We start from the raw sequence: 14718 nt of genomic DNA on the forward strand, positions 1-14718 counted from the left end.
GTCGTTGGGGGGCAAGATATGTTTCCCGCTGGCGGTGGCAATCTTCGCTGTTGCACAAAGCCCGTGCAGGGTTGTTTGCCTATCATGCGCGGGCTAGACCAGCGGAAAGACTTTCAGAGGGGGCCAAAATGAGCATCGCATTCGTATTTCCCGGACAGGGCGCACAGACCATCGGCATGGGGCAGGCTTTGGCCGACGCCTATCCGGCGGCGCGGGCTGTCTTTGACGAGGTGGACGAGGCCTTGGGCGAGAAGCTGTCGGAGCTGATCTGGAACGGAGATGCGGAGACCCTGACGCTGACCGAGAACGCGCAGCCCGCGCTGATGGCGACGTCGATGGCGGCGCTGGCAGCACTTGAGGCGGAAGGTCTGGGGATGGACCGGGCGTCCTTTGTCGCGGGGCATTCGCTGGGGGAATATTCGGCGCTTTGTGCGGCAGGGACGCTGAGCCTGGCCGATACGGCCCGTTTGCTGCGCATCCGGGGCAAGGCGATGCAGGCGGCGGTGCCGGTGGGCGAGGGTGCGATGGCGGCTGTGCTGGGACTCGATGCCGAGGCGGTGGACAAGGTTGCGCAGGAGGCGGCGCAGGGGGATGTGTGCCAGTTGGCGAATGAGAACGATCCAAGCCAGAACGTTTTGTCGGGCAGCAAGGCGGCGATCGACCGGGCGGTTGTGCTGGCCAAGGAAGCGGGGGCCAAGCGGGCGCTGCCGCTGCCGGTGTCGGCACCCTTCCATTGCGCGCTGATGCAGCCTGCGGCGGATGAGATGGCCCGCGCGCTTGCGGCGGTGGAGATGAAGGACCCCGCGGTGCCGCTGGTGGCGAATGTGCTTGCCGACAGTGTCACGGACGCCGGACGGATCCGCGACCTGCTGGTCGAGCAGGTGACGGGGCGCGTGCGCTGGCGGTCGTCGGTGGAATGGATGGCTGCGCAGGGTGTGACGGAATTTTGGGAGATCGGGGCGGGCAAAGCGCTGTCGGGGATGATCCGGCGGATTGCCAAGGATGCGTCCTGCCGGGCGGTGGGTGCGCCCGAGGACATCGCCGCTGCGAAAGAGGGCTGATGCGGCAGGCGCTGGTGGGGGCGGTTCTGCTTTTTGCCGCCGCCTGCGCTGTCGTCGAGAACGCCACCGACCGGAAGGAGATGCGGGTCGAGGGGGCGCGTCTGTTCATCAGAGGTGAAGTGACCAGCCGGACGCCTGCGCGCTTTGATGCGCTGCTCGCAGCGAATCCGCAGCTACGCGAGGTCGTGCTGGAGGATATGTCCGGGGCGACGGACGATGGTGCGGTGCTTGGGATGGGGTACCGCATCAGGGACCGGGGGTTGACTACGCGGGTTCCGGCGGGGGGCGAGATATTCTCGGGTGCGGTGACGCTGTTCCTTGCGGGCGATCCGCGCATCGTGGCGCCGGGGGCGGTTCTGGGGGTGCACGACTGGGAGGACGGCTTTGGGCGCGGCAGCAGCTATCCTAGGGACGCAAGGGAGCATGCGGCCAATGTCGCATACGTGCGGTACATGCTGGGAAGCGATGCCTTCTACTGGTTTACCTTGCAGGCGGCGCCGCCAGACGGGATACATGTCCTGACACGGGCAGAGATGATGCGTTTCGGCGTGCTGACCTTGGTCCGGACGAATTGAAGAAACGGAGGGGACAACATGTTTGATCTGACGGGGAAGAATGCGCTGATCACCGGTGCATCCGGGGGGATCGGTGCAGATATCGCGCGGCAGCTGCATGCGCAGGGGGCCGTCGTGGGGCTGTCGGGCACGCGGACAGAGCCGCTGGAGGCGCTGAAAGGCGAACTGGGCGACCGGGCGCATGTGCTGCCCTGCAACCTGAGCGATCTCGATGCGGTGGATGCGCTGCCCAAGGAGGCTGCGGAAGCGATGGGGTCGGTCGATATCCTGGTCAACAACGCGGGCATCACGCGGGATAACCTGTTCATGCGGATGTCCGACGACGAGTGGCAATCGGTGCTGAACGTGAACCTCACGGCGGCTTTCAAACTTTGCAAAGGGGTCATGCGGGGCATGATGAAGGCGCGCTGGGGGCGGATCGTGAATATCTCGTCCGTGGTGGGAGCGACCGGCAACGCCGGGCAGGCGAATTACGCAGCGTCCAAGGCGGGCATGGTCGGCATGTCGAAATCGCTGGCCTACGAGGTTGCGAGTCGGGGCATCACGGTGAATGTGGTGGCCCCCGGGTTCATCGCGACGGCCATGACCGACAAGCTGACCGATGATCAGAAGGCGGGAATCATGGGACAAATTCCTGCGGGCCGTATGGGCGAGGCGGCTGAAATCGCCGGCGCGGTGGTTTATCTGGCAAGCCCTGAAGCGGCTTATGTCACCGGCGCGACACTGCATGTAAACGGCGGAATGGCGATGCTGTAGAGCGTTATGCATACCCGTTTGCGCAATGCCGCGCATGTGCTAAAGGGGGCGAGGAATCAAATCGGGGGGTGCTTGATTGGACCCTCGTCCCTGTGTCATCAGGGTAAGAGCCGCCCCAAACCGGGGCAATCTCCAACTGCCTGGGATTGGGCGTGCGGACAGAAATAGGGGCGCAAGCGCCCGCAGAGTGAGGACTGAATATGAGCGACGTCGCAGACCGCGTTAAGAAGATCGTTGTGGAGCACCTGGGTGTGGAAGAGGACAAAGTGACCGAGAATGCGTCGTTCATCGACGATCTGGGTGCAGACAGCCTCGACACCGTGGAGCTGGTCATGGCGTTCGAGGAAGAATTCGGGATCGAGATCCCCGATGACGCGGCCGAGAACATCCAGACCTTCGGCGACGCGGTGAAGTTCATCAAGGACGCATCCTGAGCCAGCAGGGCTTCGGCCCGTCAGCAGAAAAATTCTGGTAGCGGCGTTATTCCCAGCGGAATGACGCCGTTTTCTTTTGCGAAGTGCGTGTCGGGGGTTGCTCATCGCCGGCGCTCTTCGCACTTTGGAGCAAACGCAGCGATAAGCGTGAAGGCCTTTCGAGCATGTCCCGAACCGTTCCAACGATCAACACCTCGCGTCTTACCTTGCGCGCGATGCGCGCGGAGGATTTCCGCCGCTTTGCCGAGATCTGGGCCACGCCCGAGGTGGTGAGTTTCATCTCGGGCGGGCCGCGCAGCAAGGCCCGGTCATGGGACGCGTTCCTGCGCAATGCGGGCCATTGGCAAATCTGCGGATTCGGCCAATGGGCGATACAGGCGCATGGAGAGAAGGCGATGGCCGGTCAGGTCGGGTTCTTTTTCGGGTCCCGTGGGTTGGGTGAGGATTTTGACCCCTTTCCGGAGGCAGGTTGGGTGTTGGCCCCCGAAGCGCAGGGAAGGGGACTGGGCCTAGATGCCGTGCAGGCGGCCCACGACTGGTTCGACCGGGTGATCGCGGGGCGGACGGTGTGCATGATCACGCCAGCGAACAAGCCATCTCTGCGGATCGCCAAGGCGCTGGGATACGTGGCGATGCGCGAGGCCGAGATGGACGGTGACACAGTTCGCCTGATGACCCGCAAGGGACCGCCGGTCTGATCAGTCGCGGCGCACGCCGTCCAGGACCTGCCTGCTGGGCGTCGGCCCGTCCTGGGGCCCGTGCAGGACGCTGACGTCGCCGGTGCTTTCCAGAACGACCGCATGCACCTGCTTGATATCAAAGGCATTCGCTTCGCGCAGTTTGGCCCAGAGATCATCCAGCGTCATACCGCCCTTCGCCAGATTTTCGGCAATTGGTTTTCCTTTTTCCATGATAAGCAGCGGCGCGTTGTCGAGGGTCTTGCTGACCTTGGGCCAGCGCGCGCGATTGGGAGAGGACGATCTGCACCGCGAAGAGCGCGACGAGTGCGGTCACGAAATGCCACAGCGGCGTGGAGAGCGTTGTGATGACCCCGGCGAGGACCGACCCGACCGAAACGGTGATGGCAAAGTCAAAGCCGGACATCTTGGAGAAGCTGCGCAATCCGTGCAGGCGGGTCAGCAGGATGATGACCGCAATTACGAGGGCTGCGTGCAGAAATATCTCGAGCAAGATTGTCATGGATTGCCCCTTTGGTAGGGCAACGTCCCGGGGGGCTTTTGGTTCCCTCCGCACGCCGGCGGGCACAGGGGCTGCAGGGGGGCTCCGCTCTTGAACACGGGGGCATGGCCAATGTATAGGCGAACAAGCAGAATTGAGAGGCATCATCATGCGCAGAGTGGTCGTGACGGGTTTGGGGTTGGTGACACCCCTTGCGGACGGTGTTGAGGAAAGCTGGGGCCGTATCCTTGCCGGTAAGTCCGGTGCGGGGCCGATCACGCGGTTCGATCCCAGCAACCTGGTGACGCAATACGCCTGCGAAGTGCCCTTTGGCGACGGCAGCGACGGGACGTTCAATCCCGACGCCTACATGGAGCCCAAGGAGCAGCGGAAGGTCGATACCTTTATCCTGTTCGGGATGGCAGCCGCACAGCAGGCGGTTGAGGACGCAGGCTGGATGCCCGAGGACCGCGAAAGCCTTGAGCGGACCGGTGTGCTGATCGGGTCGGGGATCGGGGGTCTGAACTCCATCGCGAACACGACGCTGATGATGGCCGAAAAGGGGCCGCGCCGGGTGAGCCCGTTCTTCGTGCCCGGCGCGCTGATCAACCTGATCTCGGGTCAGGTGTCGATCCGCTACGGGTTCAAGGGGCCGAACCATTCGGTAGTGACGGCCTGTTCGACGGGCGCGCATGCAATTGGCGATGCGAGCCGCCTGATCAAGTATGGCGATGCGGATGTGATGATTGCGGGGGGTGCCGAGGCGGCAATTTGCGAGTTGGGAATTGCGGGCTTCAACGCCTGTAAGGCGCTGAGCACCAAACGCGGGGATGAGCCTGAGAAGGCCAGCCGTCCTTATGACGCGGACCGGGACGGGTTCGTCATGGGCGAGGGTGCGGGGATCGTCGTGCTTGAGGAATACGAGCATGCCAAGGCGCGCGGGGCGAAGATTTATGCCGAGGTCATCGGTTACGGGCTGTCGGGTGACGCTTATCACATCACGGCACCGTCCGAGGACGGTGAGGGTGGCGAGCGATCCATGCGGGCAGCGTTGCGCAGTGCGGGCAAGGAGCCGAAGGACATCGACTATATCAACGCGCATGGCACCTCGACCATGGCGGATGTGATTGAATTGGGTGCCGTTGAGCGGATGATGGGCGAGCATGCGGGCAAGGTGACGATGTCGTCGACCAAGTCGGCCACCGGCCACCTGTTGGGGGCTGCCGGGGCGATCGAGGCGATCTTCTCGATCCTCGCGATCCGGGATCAGGTGGCACCGCCGACGATCAACCTCGACAACCCGGCGGTGGAGACCGCGATTGATCTGGCGCCCAACAAAGCGGTGAAGCGCGAGATCAACGTGGCGCTCAGCAATTCCTTCGGCTTTGGCGGGACCAACGCGAGCGTTCTGTTCGGGAAGGTCTAGTCCATGTGGCGCAATATTGCCTCGAACGCGGTGACTTTCCTTGTCGTTGCGCTGTTCATGTTGGGCGGCGTCATTCTTTGGGGTCAGAACCAGTACACCGCCGAAGGGCCGCTTGATCAGGCGATCTGTCTGCAGGTGCAATCCGGGTCGAACATGCGGCGGGTGTCGAACGACCTAGCAGAGCAGGGGGCAGTGAGTTCGGCCGCCATTTTCCGGATCGGGGCGGATTACGAGGACAAGACGCAGGCTCTCAAGGCGGGGAGTTTCCTTGTTCAGCCGGGCACCTCGATGTCCGAGATCGTGGATATCATCACGCGCGGCGGCGCGAGTACCTGCGGGACGGAGGTTGTTTATCGGATCGGGGTGAACCGGGTGTCGGTTCAGGTGCGCGAGCTTGACCCTGTCACGAGCCGTTTCGTGGAGCGGGCGGAGTTCGAACCCGGAGTCGACGAGACCCCCGAGGTCTATACCGAGATGAAAGAGCAGGCGGACACGCGGTTCCGGATCGCGCTTGCCGAGGGCGTAACGAGCTGGCAGGTGGTCGAGGCGCTGAAAGCGGTAGACTTGCTTGAGGGTAACGCAGGTGACCTGCCTCCCGAGGGGGCGCTGGCCCCTGACAGCTACGAGGTGCGCCCCGGTGATGAACGGCGCGTGGTGCTGGCGCGGATGCAGTCCGCGCAGGAGCGGCTGGTTGCGGAAGCCTGGGAGGCGCGGGACCCCGATCTGCCGATTGAAAGCCCTGAGGAGTTGCTGACGCTGGCGTCGATCATCGAGAAAGAAACCGGTGTGGCCGAGGAACGCGGGCAGGTGGCCAGTGTCTTCGTTAATCGTCTGAACCAGGGGATGCGTCTGCAGACGGACCCGACGGTGATCTACGGGATCACCAAGGGGCAGGGTGTGCTGGGCCGGGGCCTGCGGCGGTCGGAACTGCGGGGGGAGACGCCGTGGAATACCTATGTGATCGAAGGTCTGCCGCCGACGCCTATCGCGAACCCGGGGCGTGCAAGCCTGATGGCGGCGGCGCAGCCGGAGGAGACAGATTATATCTTCTTCGTGGCTGATGGCACGGGTGGTCATGCCTTTGCCGAGACGCTGGAGGAGCATAACCGTAACGTGGCACGTTGGCGCGAGATCGAGGCGGAGCGTGGATCGGAAGCGGCGGGCAACGCGTCGACCGGTGGGAATTGATCCACCGAGAGAGAAGGCTTCGGATCAAAGGGAGTCATCGCAACAAATTCATCAATGATCGTGAGGTGTTGTAAGGCTTTCTTAACCTTAATTTTCTTGACTTTGCGCGAATTCGGGGTTATCGTCCTCCCAAGCTAGAGGACATGGGTGAGCGGCTTCGGGAATGATCCCGAAAGCCGTTTTTTGTGCCTGGTCGGTTGGGGGTTGTACGGAAAGGTTTGGTCCAGAATGACAACCGTAACCCAAGACCAAGAGATCGCGCGCGGGGAAGAATTGCTCGACACGCTGCGCGATGCGGTGACCGCACTCAGGCGGGACATCGAAGAACAGACTGACCGCGTACAGTCGGGGGAAACAAACGTAACCGAAGTGAAGATCACCCTGAACAAGCTCAGGGAGATGATGGGCTATTGCGCCAAGATGGAGGTCTTTCTCAATGACTGCAGAAGCAAGCAGGCTGGTATCGCAACCGGGGGCTATGCCCTCGATCTGGACAGGGCGCGGGTTGAGATCGGGTGCAAGTTGGATCGCCTCCGCCGATGCGGACGTCCAAGAGCAGTTCCTGAATGAGCTCGACGCGGAGGAGCTGCTGGCGCTTCCCTTTCTTTTCGAGTTCTGGGCCATGGACCACCAGTTACCGCCGGAGGGGGCATGGCGAAGCTGAGTGGTAATGGGGGGACGCGATGCTGGCAAGACCCGGGCAGGCGCGGAATGGGTGCGTTCGGTGGTCGAGGGGCCTCGCCCCCTTGATCCAGGCGCGTGCCGGCGGGTGGCCCTGGTGGGGGAGACCGTGGATCAGGTGCGCGAGGTGATGATCTTTGGCGACAGCGGGGTCATTGCCTGTTCGCCGCCCGATCGGTGTCCGGTCTGGGAGGCGGGGCGCAAGCGGCTGGTCTGGCCGAACGGCGCGGTCGCCACGGTGCACACCGCGCATGATCCCGAGGGTCTGCGCGGGCCCCAATTCGATGCCGCTTGGGTCGACGAATACGGCTGCGCAGCGGTCGACAAAGGCACGAACCAGCCCAATAAATTCCTGGACCGAAAAAGCTCGGAAAGCCACCTGCCGTTCTATTCGACTGGCGCGCGGGACGAATTGATACAGATGCAATATCTGCGGGCGATGTCCGAGCACTGGAAGGATCCGGCCAACAACCCCGCCTCGACGGAGTACGACGGTCGAATGCTCGATATGAGCAGAGCCTTTGTCTGGGCCTATGACACGCGACCCTATCCGTTCTTTCCCAACAATTTCGCCAAGTGGAGCGACGGGGAGAACTACACGCGGGGGCACTGGATCAACGGACGGACGGCGGCGCGGTCGCTGGCTTCGGTTGTTGCCGAGATATGCAGGCGCGCCGGGTTGGTGAGTTTCAGTACCGAAGGACTTTATGGCTACGTGCGCGGCTTTTCGGTCGAGCAGGTCACAGACGCGCGTGCGGCGCTGCAGCCACTGATGATCCGCTATGGGTTCGACGCAATCGAACGCGACGGCGTGCTGCAATTCCGGATGCGAGATGGGCTGAAAGCGGTACCGATTGACCCCGAGCGGCTGGCAGTGACGTCGGAGCTCGAGGGAACGACCGAGCAGACACGTGAGGCCGAGGCGGAGATTTCCGGGCGGATGCGACTGCGGTTCGTACAGGCGGACGCGGATTTTGAGGTGATCGCCGAGGAAGCGGTGCTGGCCGACGAGGCGACCCACGCGGTCTCCGACTCGGAGATCAACATGGCGCTCACGCGTGGGGAAGGCCGCCAGATCGTCGAGCGTTGGCTGACCGAGGCGCGTGTCGCGCGGGATACGGTGCGGCTGGCACTGCCGCCGTCGCGTCTCGCGCTGGGCGCGGGCGATGTCATGGAGCTTCCCGGTGAGGGCGATGAGGGCCCCGCGCTCTACCGGATTGACCGGGTGGAACAATCCGACGTCCAGCTCATCGAGGGCGTCCGGATCGAGCCGCAGGTCTATGACCTGGCCGATATCTACGACGAATTGGTGCAGGCAAAACCCTTCGTGGCGCCGGTGCCTGTGCTGGCACATTTCATGGACCTGCCGCTTTTGCGGGGCGACGAAGTGCCCCATGCGCCGCATGTGGCGGCGACGGCGCAGCCGTGGCCCGGGCCCGTAGCGGTCTACCAGTCCGGCACGGAGTCGAATTTCACACTGAACAAGGTGATCAACGCAAGGTCCACGGTTGGTATCACGCGCACCGATCTGCCCGCCGCGCGCGCGGGCGTTTTCGACCGGGGCGGAGTACTGGAGGTCGAGTTGGTCAGCGGAAGCCTGTCATCGGTGAACGAACAGGCGCTGCTGAGCGGTGCAAATCTCGCCGCAATCGGGGATGGCAGTTTCGACAAGTGGGAGGTTTTCCAGTTCGCCGAGGCGGAACTGGTGGCGCCACGGACCTATTGGCTGCACACCCGATTGCGGGGGCAGGCGGGATCGGACGGACTGATGCCCAGCGGCTGGCCAAGCGGCTCGAACTTCGTCCTGCTTGATGGGACGCCATCTCAGATCGAGTTGAGCCCGAACCTGAGGCGCGTCGCCCAGACGTTCCGCGTCGGACCTGCAAAGAGGGCGGTGGACGATCCGTCCTATCGCGAGACGGTGCAGGCCTTTGACGGCAATGGTCTAAGGCCCTTTGCGCCGGCGCATCTGCGCAGCGCCAGGACGTCGGGCGGCACCTACGAACTGAGCTGGATCAGGCGCACAAGGATCGAGGGGGATGGATGGGACACCCCCGATGTGCCGCTTGGCGAAGAGAGCGAGAACTATGTGGTGCGTGTTCACCAGGGAAGCGCCGTGGTGCGCGAGCAGGTGGTCTCGACCCCCGCGTGGAGCTATTCGGCGGGGATGCAGGTCGCAGACGGCGTGACTGCACCCTTCGACGTGTCTGTCGCGCAGGTTTCGGCCGCCTACGGTCCCGGCCTGGCGCGAAAGATCACCGTGACCACCTGATGCGGTCGGTGCATGTCTCCGATGTCCTTGCAGTGGCGCGCGCCCTGCGCGCCGTGCCCGAGGCGCAGAGACAGGGGCTATGCGCAGAGATGATCCGGGAAGCCGAGCTTGCGGACAGATACATGCGCAGGCTCGGCAAACCGCATCCTCACTGGGGCAACGGGACGCTAAGAGATACGGCGCGGCGCAGGCCGATGGGCGATGCGCTTTGCTTTGATGATCCACAGTCCTGCCGCTGCATGGCGGCAGTCATGCACGGGCTTGGCATAAGGCCCCGCAGCGCACATCTGTAAGAAATCCTAACATCGAATTTGAACTTTTGACCTGCATCACGGCTTTGCGTTTGGCAGACTGGCCCTAGATAGGCTAGGACTGGCGCCACGGAGGAAGTGATGATGGCTGAACCGCGCAGACAGATTTCCGCAATCGATCCCGTCTGGGACCGCATTCAGAGAGAGGCGGAACAGGCCATACACGATGAACCGCTGATCGGCGGTTTCGTACACGCCTGTATCCTGCATCACAGGTCCATCGAAAAAGCGCTTTCCTATCGTATTGCGGCCAAGCTTGCGTCAAACGAGATGTCGATGGTTGTCGTGCGCGAGATGGTCGAGGAGGCCTATGCGGACGATCCCAAGCTGATCGAGGCTGCGCGCGCAGATCTCGTGGCGATCTATGAACGCGATCCTGCCTGCCACCGGTTCTTGCAGCCGATCCTTTATTTCAAGGGATATCAGGCGGTGCAGGCCTATCGCGTGGCGCATCATCTCTGGATGAAGGGCCGCAAGGACCTGGCATATTTCGTGCAGATGCGGGTGAGCGAGATTTTCGGCGTGGACATTCACCCAGGTGCCAGGATCGGCAAGGGGATCATGATCGATCACGCGCATTCCATCGTCATCGGTGAGACAGCCGTTGTCGGTGACAACGTCTCCATGCTGCATTCCGTCACGCTTGGAGGCACCGGCAAGGAAGAAGAGGACCGTCATCCGAAGATCGAGGATGGTGTCCTGATCGGTGCCGGGGCGAAGGTCTTGGGCAATATCCGCGTCGGCCATTGCAGCCGGATTGCCGCAGGCTCGGTCGTGCTGAAAGACGTGCCGCCCTGCAAGACGGTGGCGGGTATTCCCGCAAAGATCGTGGGCGAGGCCGGGTGCGAGCAGCCGGCAATTTCCATGGACCACATGCTGGGGCCCTGGGACGACGACGCGTAATTTCCCGCGTGCCGCGCGACCCGGACCGCCGCCCCGGAGGGCGGCGGGTGAGGGCTGTCTGCCCTCACACTCCCGAGAATTGTAGTGGAAAGATGAAGCCGTTCAGGCAAGCATCGTCATCGGCGCTTCAAGGTTGTTCTTGATCGCCTCAAGCAATTGAGCGCCAAGGGCACCGTCAATGACACGGTGATCGACCGAGAGGGTCACGGACATGACTGTCGCCACCTCGATCTCGCCCGCGTCATTGACGACCGGTTTCTTGACCCCTGCACCCACGGCGAGGATCGCGCCATGGGGCGGGTTGATGACCGCGTCGAAGTTGTCGATGCCGAACATGCCGAGGTTTGAGATCGCGAAGCTGCCGCCCTGATACTCATGCGGCGCAAGCTTGCGGTCGCGCGCGCGGGCGGCCAGGTCTTTCATCTCCGCTGACAGCGCCGAGAGGCTCTTGTGATGGGCGTCCTTGAGCACGGGCGTGAAGAGACCACCTTCGATGGCGACGGCGACGGCCACGTCGGAGGGCTTCAGCTTGAGCATCCGGTCGCCCGCCCAGACGGCATTGGCATCCGGCACCTCTTGCAACGCGAGGGCGCAGGCCTTGATGATGAAATCGTTGACCGACAGCTTCACCCCGCGCGGCTCGAGCTGCTTGTTCAGTTCCGAACGGAACGCCATGAGCGCATCGAGCTGGATGTCGCGGCGCAGGTAGAAATGCGGGATCGTCTGCTTGGCCTCGGTGAGGCGTGCGGCGATTGTCTTGCGCATCCCGTCGAGCTTGATTTCCTCGTAGTCGCGGCCCTCGTACATCTTGAGAACGGCATCCGTGGAAGGTCCTGCAGGTGCTGCTGCCGCCTTGGGCGCTTCGGTGGCGGCCTTGGGGCTCTCGGCGGATTTGGCGGGCATGTCGGATTTGCTCAGCCCTTCGACATCGGCCTTCACGATCCGGCCATGGGGGCCGGAGCCCTTGATCTGCGCGAGGTCGAGGCCCTTGTCTGCCGCCATGCGCCGGGCAAGGGGAGAGGCGAAGATGCGCTTGCCGTCACCGCCCGTCGGGGCCGCGGGAGCGGGGGTCGCTTCGGTCTCACCTCGACCATAGCCACCGGCGGGCGCGGTTTTGTCCGAGGCTTCCGGAGGAGCCGCATCCGATGACGCGGGCGCGGAGGGCTTGCTGACTTCGCCGATGTCTTCGGCACTTTCGCCGTCTTCGAGCAGCACCGCGATAGGGGCGTTCACCTTGACGCCTTCGGTGCCTTCCTCGATCAGGATCTTGCCGATCACACCTTCGTCGACGGCTTCAAATTCCATCGTCGCCTTGTCGGTCTCGATCTCGCAGAGCACGTCGCCGGAATTGACGGTGTCACCTTCCTTGACCAGCCATTTGGCCAGCGTGCCTTCTTCCATGGTGGGCGAGAGGGCGGGCATGAGGATTTCTGTGGGCATCGTGTCCGCTCCTTACTTGTAGGTCACTTTTTTCACGGCCTCGATCACCTCGTCGGTGGTCACCAGCGCGTGTTTTTCAAGGTTCGCGGCGTAGGGCATCGGCACGTCCTTGCCGGTCAGGTTGATCACCGGGGCATCGAGGTAATCGAAGGCCTCCTGCATGATCACGCTCGAGATGTAGCTGCCGACCGAAGGTTGCGGCCAGCCTTCCTCGACCGTGACGCAGCGGTTGGTTTTCATCACCGACTTGATGATCGCACCCGTGTCCATCGGGCGCAGGGTGCGCAGGTCGATGACCTCGGCGTTGATGCCTTCTTCTGCCAGCTTTTCAGCGGCTTCCAGCGCGTAGCTCATCCCGATGCCGAAGCTGACGATGGTCACATCGTCCCCCTCGCGCCAGATGCGGGCCTTGCCGAAGGGCACGGTGTAATCGTCGAGTTCCGGCACGTCGAAGGAACGGCCATAGAGGATTTCATTCTCGAGGAAGATGACCGGGTTCGGGTCGCGGATCGCGGTCTTGATCAGGCCCTTATAGTCAGAGGCGGAGTAGGGCATCGCCACCTTGAGGCCCGGTATCTGCATGTACCAGGCGGCGTAATCCTGCGAGTGCTGCGCGGCGACGCGGGCGGCAGCCCCGTTGGGGCCGCGGAAGACCATGGGCGCGCCCATCTGGCCGCCGGACATGTAAAGCGTCTTGGCCGCCGAGTTGATGATATGGTCGATGGCCTGCATGGCGAAGTTGAACGTCATGAACTCCACAATGGGGCGCAGACCGCCAAAGGCGGCACCGACCCCGATCCCGGCAAAGCCGTGTTCGGTGATGGGCGTGTCGATCACGCGCTTGGGGCCGAATTCGTCCAGCATGCCTTGGGTGATCTTGTAGGCGCCCTGATACTCGGCGACCTCTTCACCCATGACAAAGACCTTCTCGTCGCGGCGCATTTCCTCGGCCATACCGTCGCGCAGGGCCTCGCGCACCGTCTGCTTCTTCAGCTTGGTGCCCTCGGGCCAGTCGGGCGTCGTGTCCACCTTGGGCTCGGGATGCGCCATCGCGGCGGCAGGAGCGGTCTCGGAGGACTGCTCCTTGTCGGCGGGGACGGGGGCGGAGGCAGGTTCGGATTTCGCCGTGTCGATGTCGTCTGCGCTTTCCCCCTCTTCCAGCAGGATCGCGATGGGCGTGTTCACCTTCACGCCCTCGGTACCTGCCTCGACCAGAATTTTGCCGACAACGCCTTCATCGACGGCTTCGAATTCCATCGTCGCCTTGTCGGTCTCGATCTCGGCCATGATGTCGCCGGAACTGACGGTGTCGCCTTCCTTGACCAGCCATTTGGCGAGCGTGCCTTCTTCCATGGTGGGCGAGAGGGCGGGCATGAGAATTTCGGTTGCCATCGATCAGGCCTCCTGCGGTACTTCGGTTGCGTAGATATCGGTCCAGAGCTCTTCGAGCGGCGGCTCGGGGCTGTCTTTCGCGAAATCGGCGCTTTCGTTGACGATTTTCTTGATGTCCTTGTCGATGGCCTTGAGGTCATCCTCGGTCGCATGCTTGCCCTGCAGCAGCATGTTGCGCACCGCCTCGATGGGATCGCGCTCATCGCGCATCTTCTGCACTTCCTCGCGGGTGCGGTACTTAGCCGGGTCGGACATGGAATGGCCGCGGTAGCGGTAGGTCTTGATCTCGAGGATGTAAGGACCTTTCCCCGAACGGCAGTGCGCCACGGCGGTTTCCCCAGCGGCCTTCACCGCCAGCACGTCCATCCCGTCGACCGCTTCGCCCGGAATGCCGAAGGCCTTGCCGCGCTCCCATATCTCGGCCGATGAGGTCGACCGCTGCTGCGAGGTGCCCATGGCATACTGGTTGTTCTCGATCACGAAGATACAGGGCAGTTTCCAGAGAGCGGCCATGTTGAACGTCTCGTAGACCTGGCCCTGGTTGGCGGCACCATCCCCGAAATAGGTGAAGGTAACGCGCCCGTTTTCCTGATACTTGTCGGCAAAGGCGAGGCCCGCGCCCAGCGGCACCTGAGCCGCCACGATCCCGTGGCCGCCGTAAAAATGCTTCTCTTTCGAGAACATGTGCATGGAGCCGCCTTTGCCCTTGGAATAACCGCCCTCGCGGCCCGTCAGCTCGGCCATCACGCCGTTGGGGTCCATGCCACAGGCCAGCATGTGACCGTGGTCGCGGTAGGAGGTGATGCGCTTGTCGCCTTCCTCGGCGGCGGCCTCAAGCCCGACGACGACGGCTTCCTGCCCAATGTAGAGGTGGCAAAAGCCGCCGATCAGGCCCATGCCGTAAAGCTGACCGGCCTTCTCCTCGAACCGCCGGATCAGCAGCATGTCACGGTAATATGCCTTCAGCTCATCGGCCGAGACATTGGGTTTCTTGGTGGTTCTCCTTGCCGCCATGGGGCTTGTCCTCCGTCAGCGCGTCATCTCTTGCCAAGATAGTTTAGCGTTAAACTATCCCTTACCGGATTCGGTCACGGAAGGGT

At 63.0% G+C, this 14718-nt stretch carries 16 protein-coding genes; 11 read left to right on the forward strand and 5 right to left on the reverse strand.

Going from position 1 to position 14718, the window contains the following annotated elements:
• Positions 1-128 precede the first annotated feature (128 nt).
• From fabD to AB2B41_RS02955, 5 genes are all read left to right on the forward strand, one after another.
• Positions 129-1061, forward strand: coding sequence for an ACP S-malonyltransferase (gene fabD / locus AB2B41_RS02935; protein ID WP_367876249.1), 933 nt, complete (start codon positions 129-131; stop codon positions 1059-1061).
• Positions 1061-1636, forward strand: a complete 576-nt coding sequence (locus AB2B41_RS02940) for a COG3904 family protein (RefSeq protein WP_367876250.1) — start codon at positions 1061-1063, stop codon at positions 1634-1636. Before fabD ends, AB2B41_RS02940 begins: the two co-directional genes overlap by 1 nt.
• An 18-nt stretch (positions 1637-1654) precedes the next feature.
• Positions 1655-2392 carry a 3-oxoacyl-[acyl-carrier-protein] reductase gene (gene fabG, locus AB2B41_RS02945; RefSeq protein ID WP_367876251.1) on the forward strand — a complete coding sequence of 246 codons (738 nt, stop codon included), beginning with the start codon at positions 1655-1657 and terminating at the stop codon, positions 2390-2392.
• Positions 2393-2592: 200 nt separating this feature from the next.
• Positions 2593-2826 carry an acyl carrier protein gene (locus AB2B41_RS02950; protein ID WP_367876252.1) on the forward strand — a complete coding sequence of 78 codons (234 nt, stop codon included), beginning with the start codon at positions 2593-2595 and terminating at the stop codon, positions 2824-2826.
• 164 nt (positions 2827-2990) lie between these two features.
• A complete protein-coding gene (locus AB2B41_RS02955) occupies positions 2991-3524 on the forward strand; it encodes a GNAT family N-acetyltransferase (RefSeq protein WP_367876253.1) in 534 nt (177 codons plus the stop codon).
• Here the strand turns inward: AB2B41_RS02955 and AB2B41_RS02960 are convergent, their stop codons facing one another.
• Entirely contained in the window at positions 3525-3737 is a 213-nt protein-coding gene (locus AB2B41_RS02960) for a YetF domain-containing protein (protein ID WP_367876254.1), read from the reverse strand. It lies immediately after the preceding gene.
• Positions 3679-4026: a DUF421 domain-containing protein gene (locus AB2B41_RS02965; RefSeq protein ID WP_367876255.1), complete on the reverse strand. Its 348-nt coding sequence runs from the start codon at positions 4024-4026 to the stop codon at positions 3679-3681. Before AB2B41_RS02965 ends, AB2B41_RS02960 begins: the two co-directional genes overlap by 59 nt.
• A 148-nt stretch (positions 4027-4174) precedes the next feature.
• Here AB2B41_RS02965 and fabF point away from each other — a divergent pair, with 148 nt between their 5' ends.
• The 6 genes from fabF to cysE all read left to right on the forward strand — a co-directional run bounded on the left by fabF (position 4175) and on the right by cysE (position 10786).
• Complete coding sequence (fabF, locus tag AB2B41_RS02970; RefSeq protein ID WP_367876256.1) at positions 4175-5431, forward strand: beta-ketoacyl-ACP synthase II; 1257 nt, start codon at positions 4175-4177, stop codon at positions 5429-5431.
• Between the two features lie 3 nt (positions 5432-5434).
• Positions 5435-6619: an endolytic transglycosylase MltG gene (gene mltG / locus AB2B41_RS02975; RefSeq protein ID WP_367876257.1), complete on the forward strand. Its 1185-nt coding sequence runs from the start codon at positions 5435-5437 to the stop codon at positions 6617-6619.
• A 228-nt stretch (positions 6620-6847) separates the two neighbouring features.
• Positions 6848-7189, forward strand: a complete 342-nt coding sequence (locus AB2B41_RS02980; RefSeq protein ID WP_367876258.1) for a hypothetical protein — start codon at positions 6848-6850, stop codon at positions 7187-7189.
• A gap of 100 nt (positions 7190-7289) precedes the next feature.
• Positions 7290-9572, forward strand: coding sequence for a baseplate megatron protein TIM-barrel domain-containing protein (locus tag AB2B41_RS02990; RefSeq protein ID WP_420014278.1), 2283 nt, complete (start codon positions 7290-7292; stop codon positions 9570-9572).
• Positions 9572-9865 (forward strand): DUF7742 family protein, encoded by a 294-nt coding sequence (locus AB2B41_RS02995; RefSeq protein ID WP_367876259.1) that lies wholly within the window; start codon positions 9572-9574, stop codon positions 9863-9865. Before AB2B41_RS02990 ends, AB2B41_RS02995 begins: the two co-directional genes overlap by 1 nt.
• 102 nt (positions 9866-9967) lie before the next feature.
• Entirely contained in the window at positions 9968-10786 is an 819-nt protein-coding gene (cysE, locus tag AB2B41_RS03000; protein WP_367876260.1) for a serine O-acetyltransferase, read from the forward strand.
• A gap of 102 nt (positions 10787-10888) precedes the next feature.
• Here the strand turns inward: cysE and AB2B41_RS03005 are convergent, their stop codons facing one another.
• From AB2B41_RS03005 to pdhA, 3 genes are read right to left on the reverse strand one after another with little or no spacing between them, the layout of a single operon-like run.
• The gene (locus AB2B41_RS03005) at positions 10889-12226 is read right to left on the reverse strand and encodes a pyruvate dehydrogenase complex dihydrolipoamide acetyltransferase (RefSeq protein WP_367876261.1); all 1338 of its coding nucleotides are present in this window, start codon (positions 12224-12226) and stop codon (positions 10889-10891) included.
• A gap of 12 nt (positions 12227-12238) precedes the next feature.
• A complete protein-coding gene (locus tag AB2B41_RS03010; RefSeq protein WP_367876262.1) occupies positions 12239-13618 on the reverse strand; it encodes a pyruvate dehydrogenase complex E1 component subunit beta in 1380 nt (459 codons plus the stop codon).
• Positions 13619-13621: 3 nt separating this feature from the next.
• The gene (gene pdhA, locus AB2B41_RS03015) at positions 13622-14632 is read right to left on the reverse strand and encodes a pyruvate dehydrogenase (acetyl-transferring) E1 component subunit alpha (protein ID WP_367876263.1); all 1011 of its coding nucleotides are present in this window, start codon (positions 14630-14632) and stop codon (positions 13622-13624) included.
• Positions 14633-14718: the final 86 nt, after the last annotated feature.

This window comes from Sulfitobacter sediminis, from assembly GCF_040811725.1.
Taxonomy (GTDB): domain Bacteria; phylum Pseudomonadota; class Alphaproteobacteria; order Rhodobacterales; family Rhodobacteraceae; genus Sulfitobacter; species Sulfitobacter sediminis.

Excerpts from the sequence above, each read along its gene's own strand:
- fabD (WP_367876249.1), top strand. The coding sequence starts at position 129 with ATGAGCATCGCATTCGTATTTCCCGGACAGGGCGCACAGACCATCGGC.
- AB2B41_RS02940 (WP_367876250.1), top strand. The coding sequence starts at position 1,061 with ATGCGGCAGGCGCTGGTGGGGGCGGTTCTGCTTTTTGCCGCCGCCTGC.
- fabG (WP_367876251.1), top strand. The coding sequence starts at position 1,655 with ATGTTTGATCTGACGGGGAAGAATGCGCTGATCACCGGTGCATCCGGG.
- AB2B41_RS02950 (WP_367876252.1), top strand. The coding sequence starts at position 2,593 with ATGAGCGACGTCGCAGACCGCGTTAAGAAGATCGTTGTGGAGCACCTG.
- AB2B41_RS02955 (WP_367876253.1), top strand. The coding sequence starts at position 2,991 with ATGTCCCGAACCGTTCCAACGATCAACACCTCGCGTCTTACCTTGCGC.
- AB2B41_RS02960 (WP_367876254.1), bottom strand. The coding sequence starts at position 3,737 with ATGGAAAAAGGAAAACCAATTGCCGAAAATCTGGCGAAGGGCGGTATG.
- AB2B41_RS02965 (WP_367876255.1), bottom strand. The coding sequence starts at position 4,026 with ATGACAATCTTGCTCGAGATATTTCTGCACGCAGCCCTCGTAATTGCG.
- fabF (WP_367876256.1), top strand. The coding sequence starts at position 4,175 with ATGCGCAGAGTGGTCGTGACGGGTTTGGGGTTGGTGACACCCCTTGCG.
- mltG (WP_367876257.1), top strand. The coding sequence starts at position 5,435 with ATGTGGCGCAATATTGCCTCGAACGCGGTGACTTTCCTTGTCGTTGCG.
- AB2B41_RS02980 (WP_367876258.1), top strand. The coding sequence starts at position 6,848 with ATGACAACCGTAACCCAAGACCAAGAGATCGCGCGCGGGGAAGAATTG.
- AB2B41_RS02990 (WP_420014278.1), top strand. The coding sequence starts at position 7,290 with ATGGGGGGACGCGATGCTGGCAAGACCCGGGCAGGCGCGGAATGGGTG.
- AB2B41_RS02995 (WP_367876259.1), top strand. The coding sequence starts at position 9,572 with ATGCGGTCGGTGCATGTCTCCGATGTCCTTGCAGTGGCGCGCGCCCTG.
- cysE (WP_367876260.1), top strand. The coding sequence starts at position 9,968 with ATGGCTGAACCGCGCAGACAGATTTCCGCAATCGATCCCGTCTGGGAC.
- AB2B41_RS03005 (WP_367876261.1), bottom strand. The coding sequence starts at position 12,226 with ATGCCCACAGAAATCCTCATGCCCGCCCTCTCGCCCACCATGGAAGAA.
- AB2B41_RS03010 (WP_367876262.1), bottom strand. The coding sequence starts at position 13,618 with ATGGCAACCGAAATTCTCATGCCCGCCCTCTCGCCCACCATGGAAGAA.
- pdhA (WP_367876263.1), bottom strand. The coding sequence starts at position 14,632 with ATGGCGGCAAGGAGAACCACCAAGAAACCCAATGTCTCGGCCGATGAG.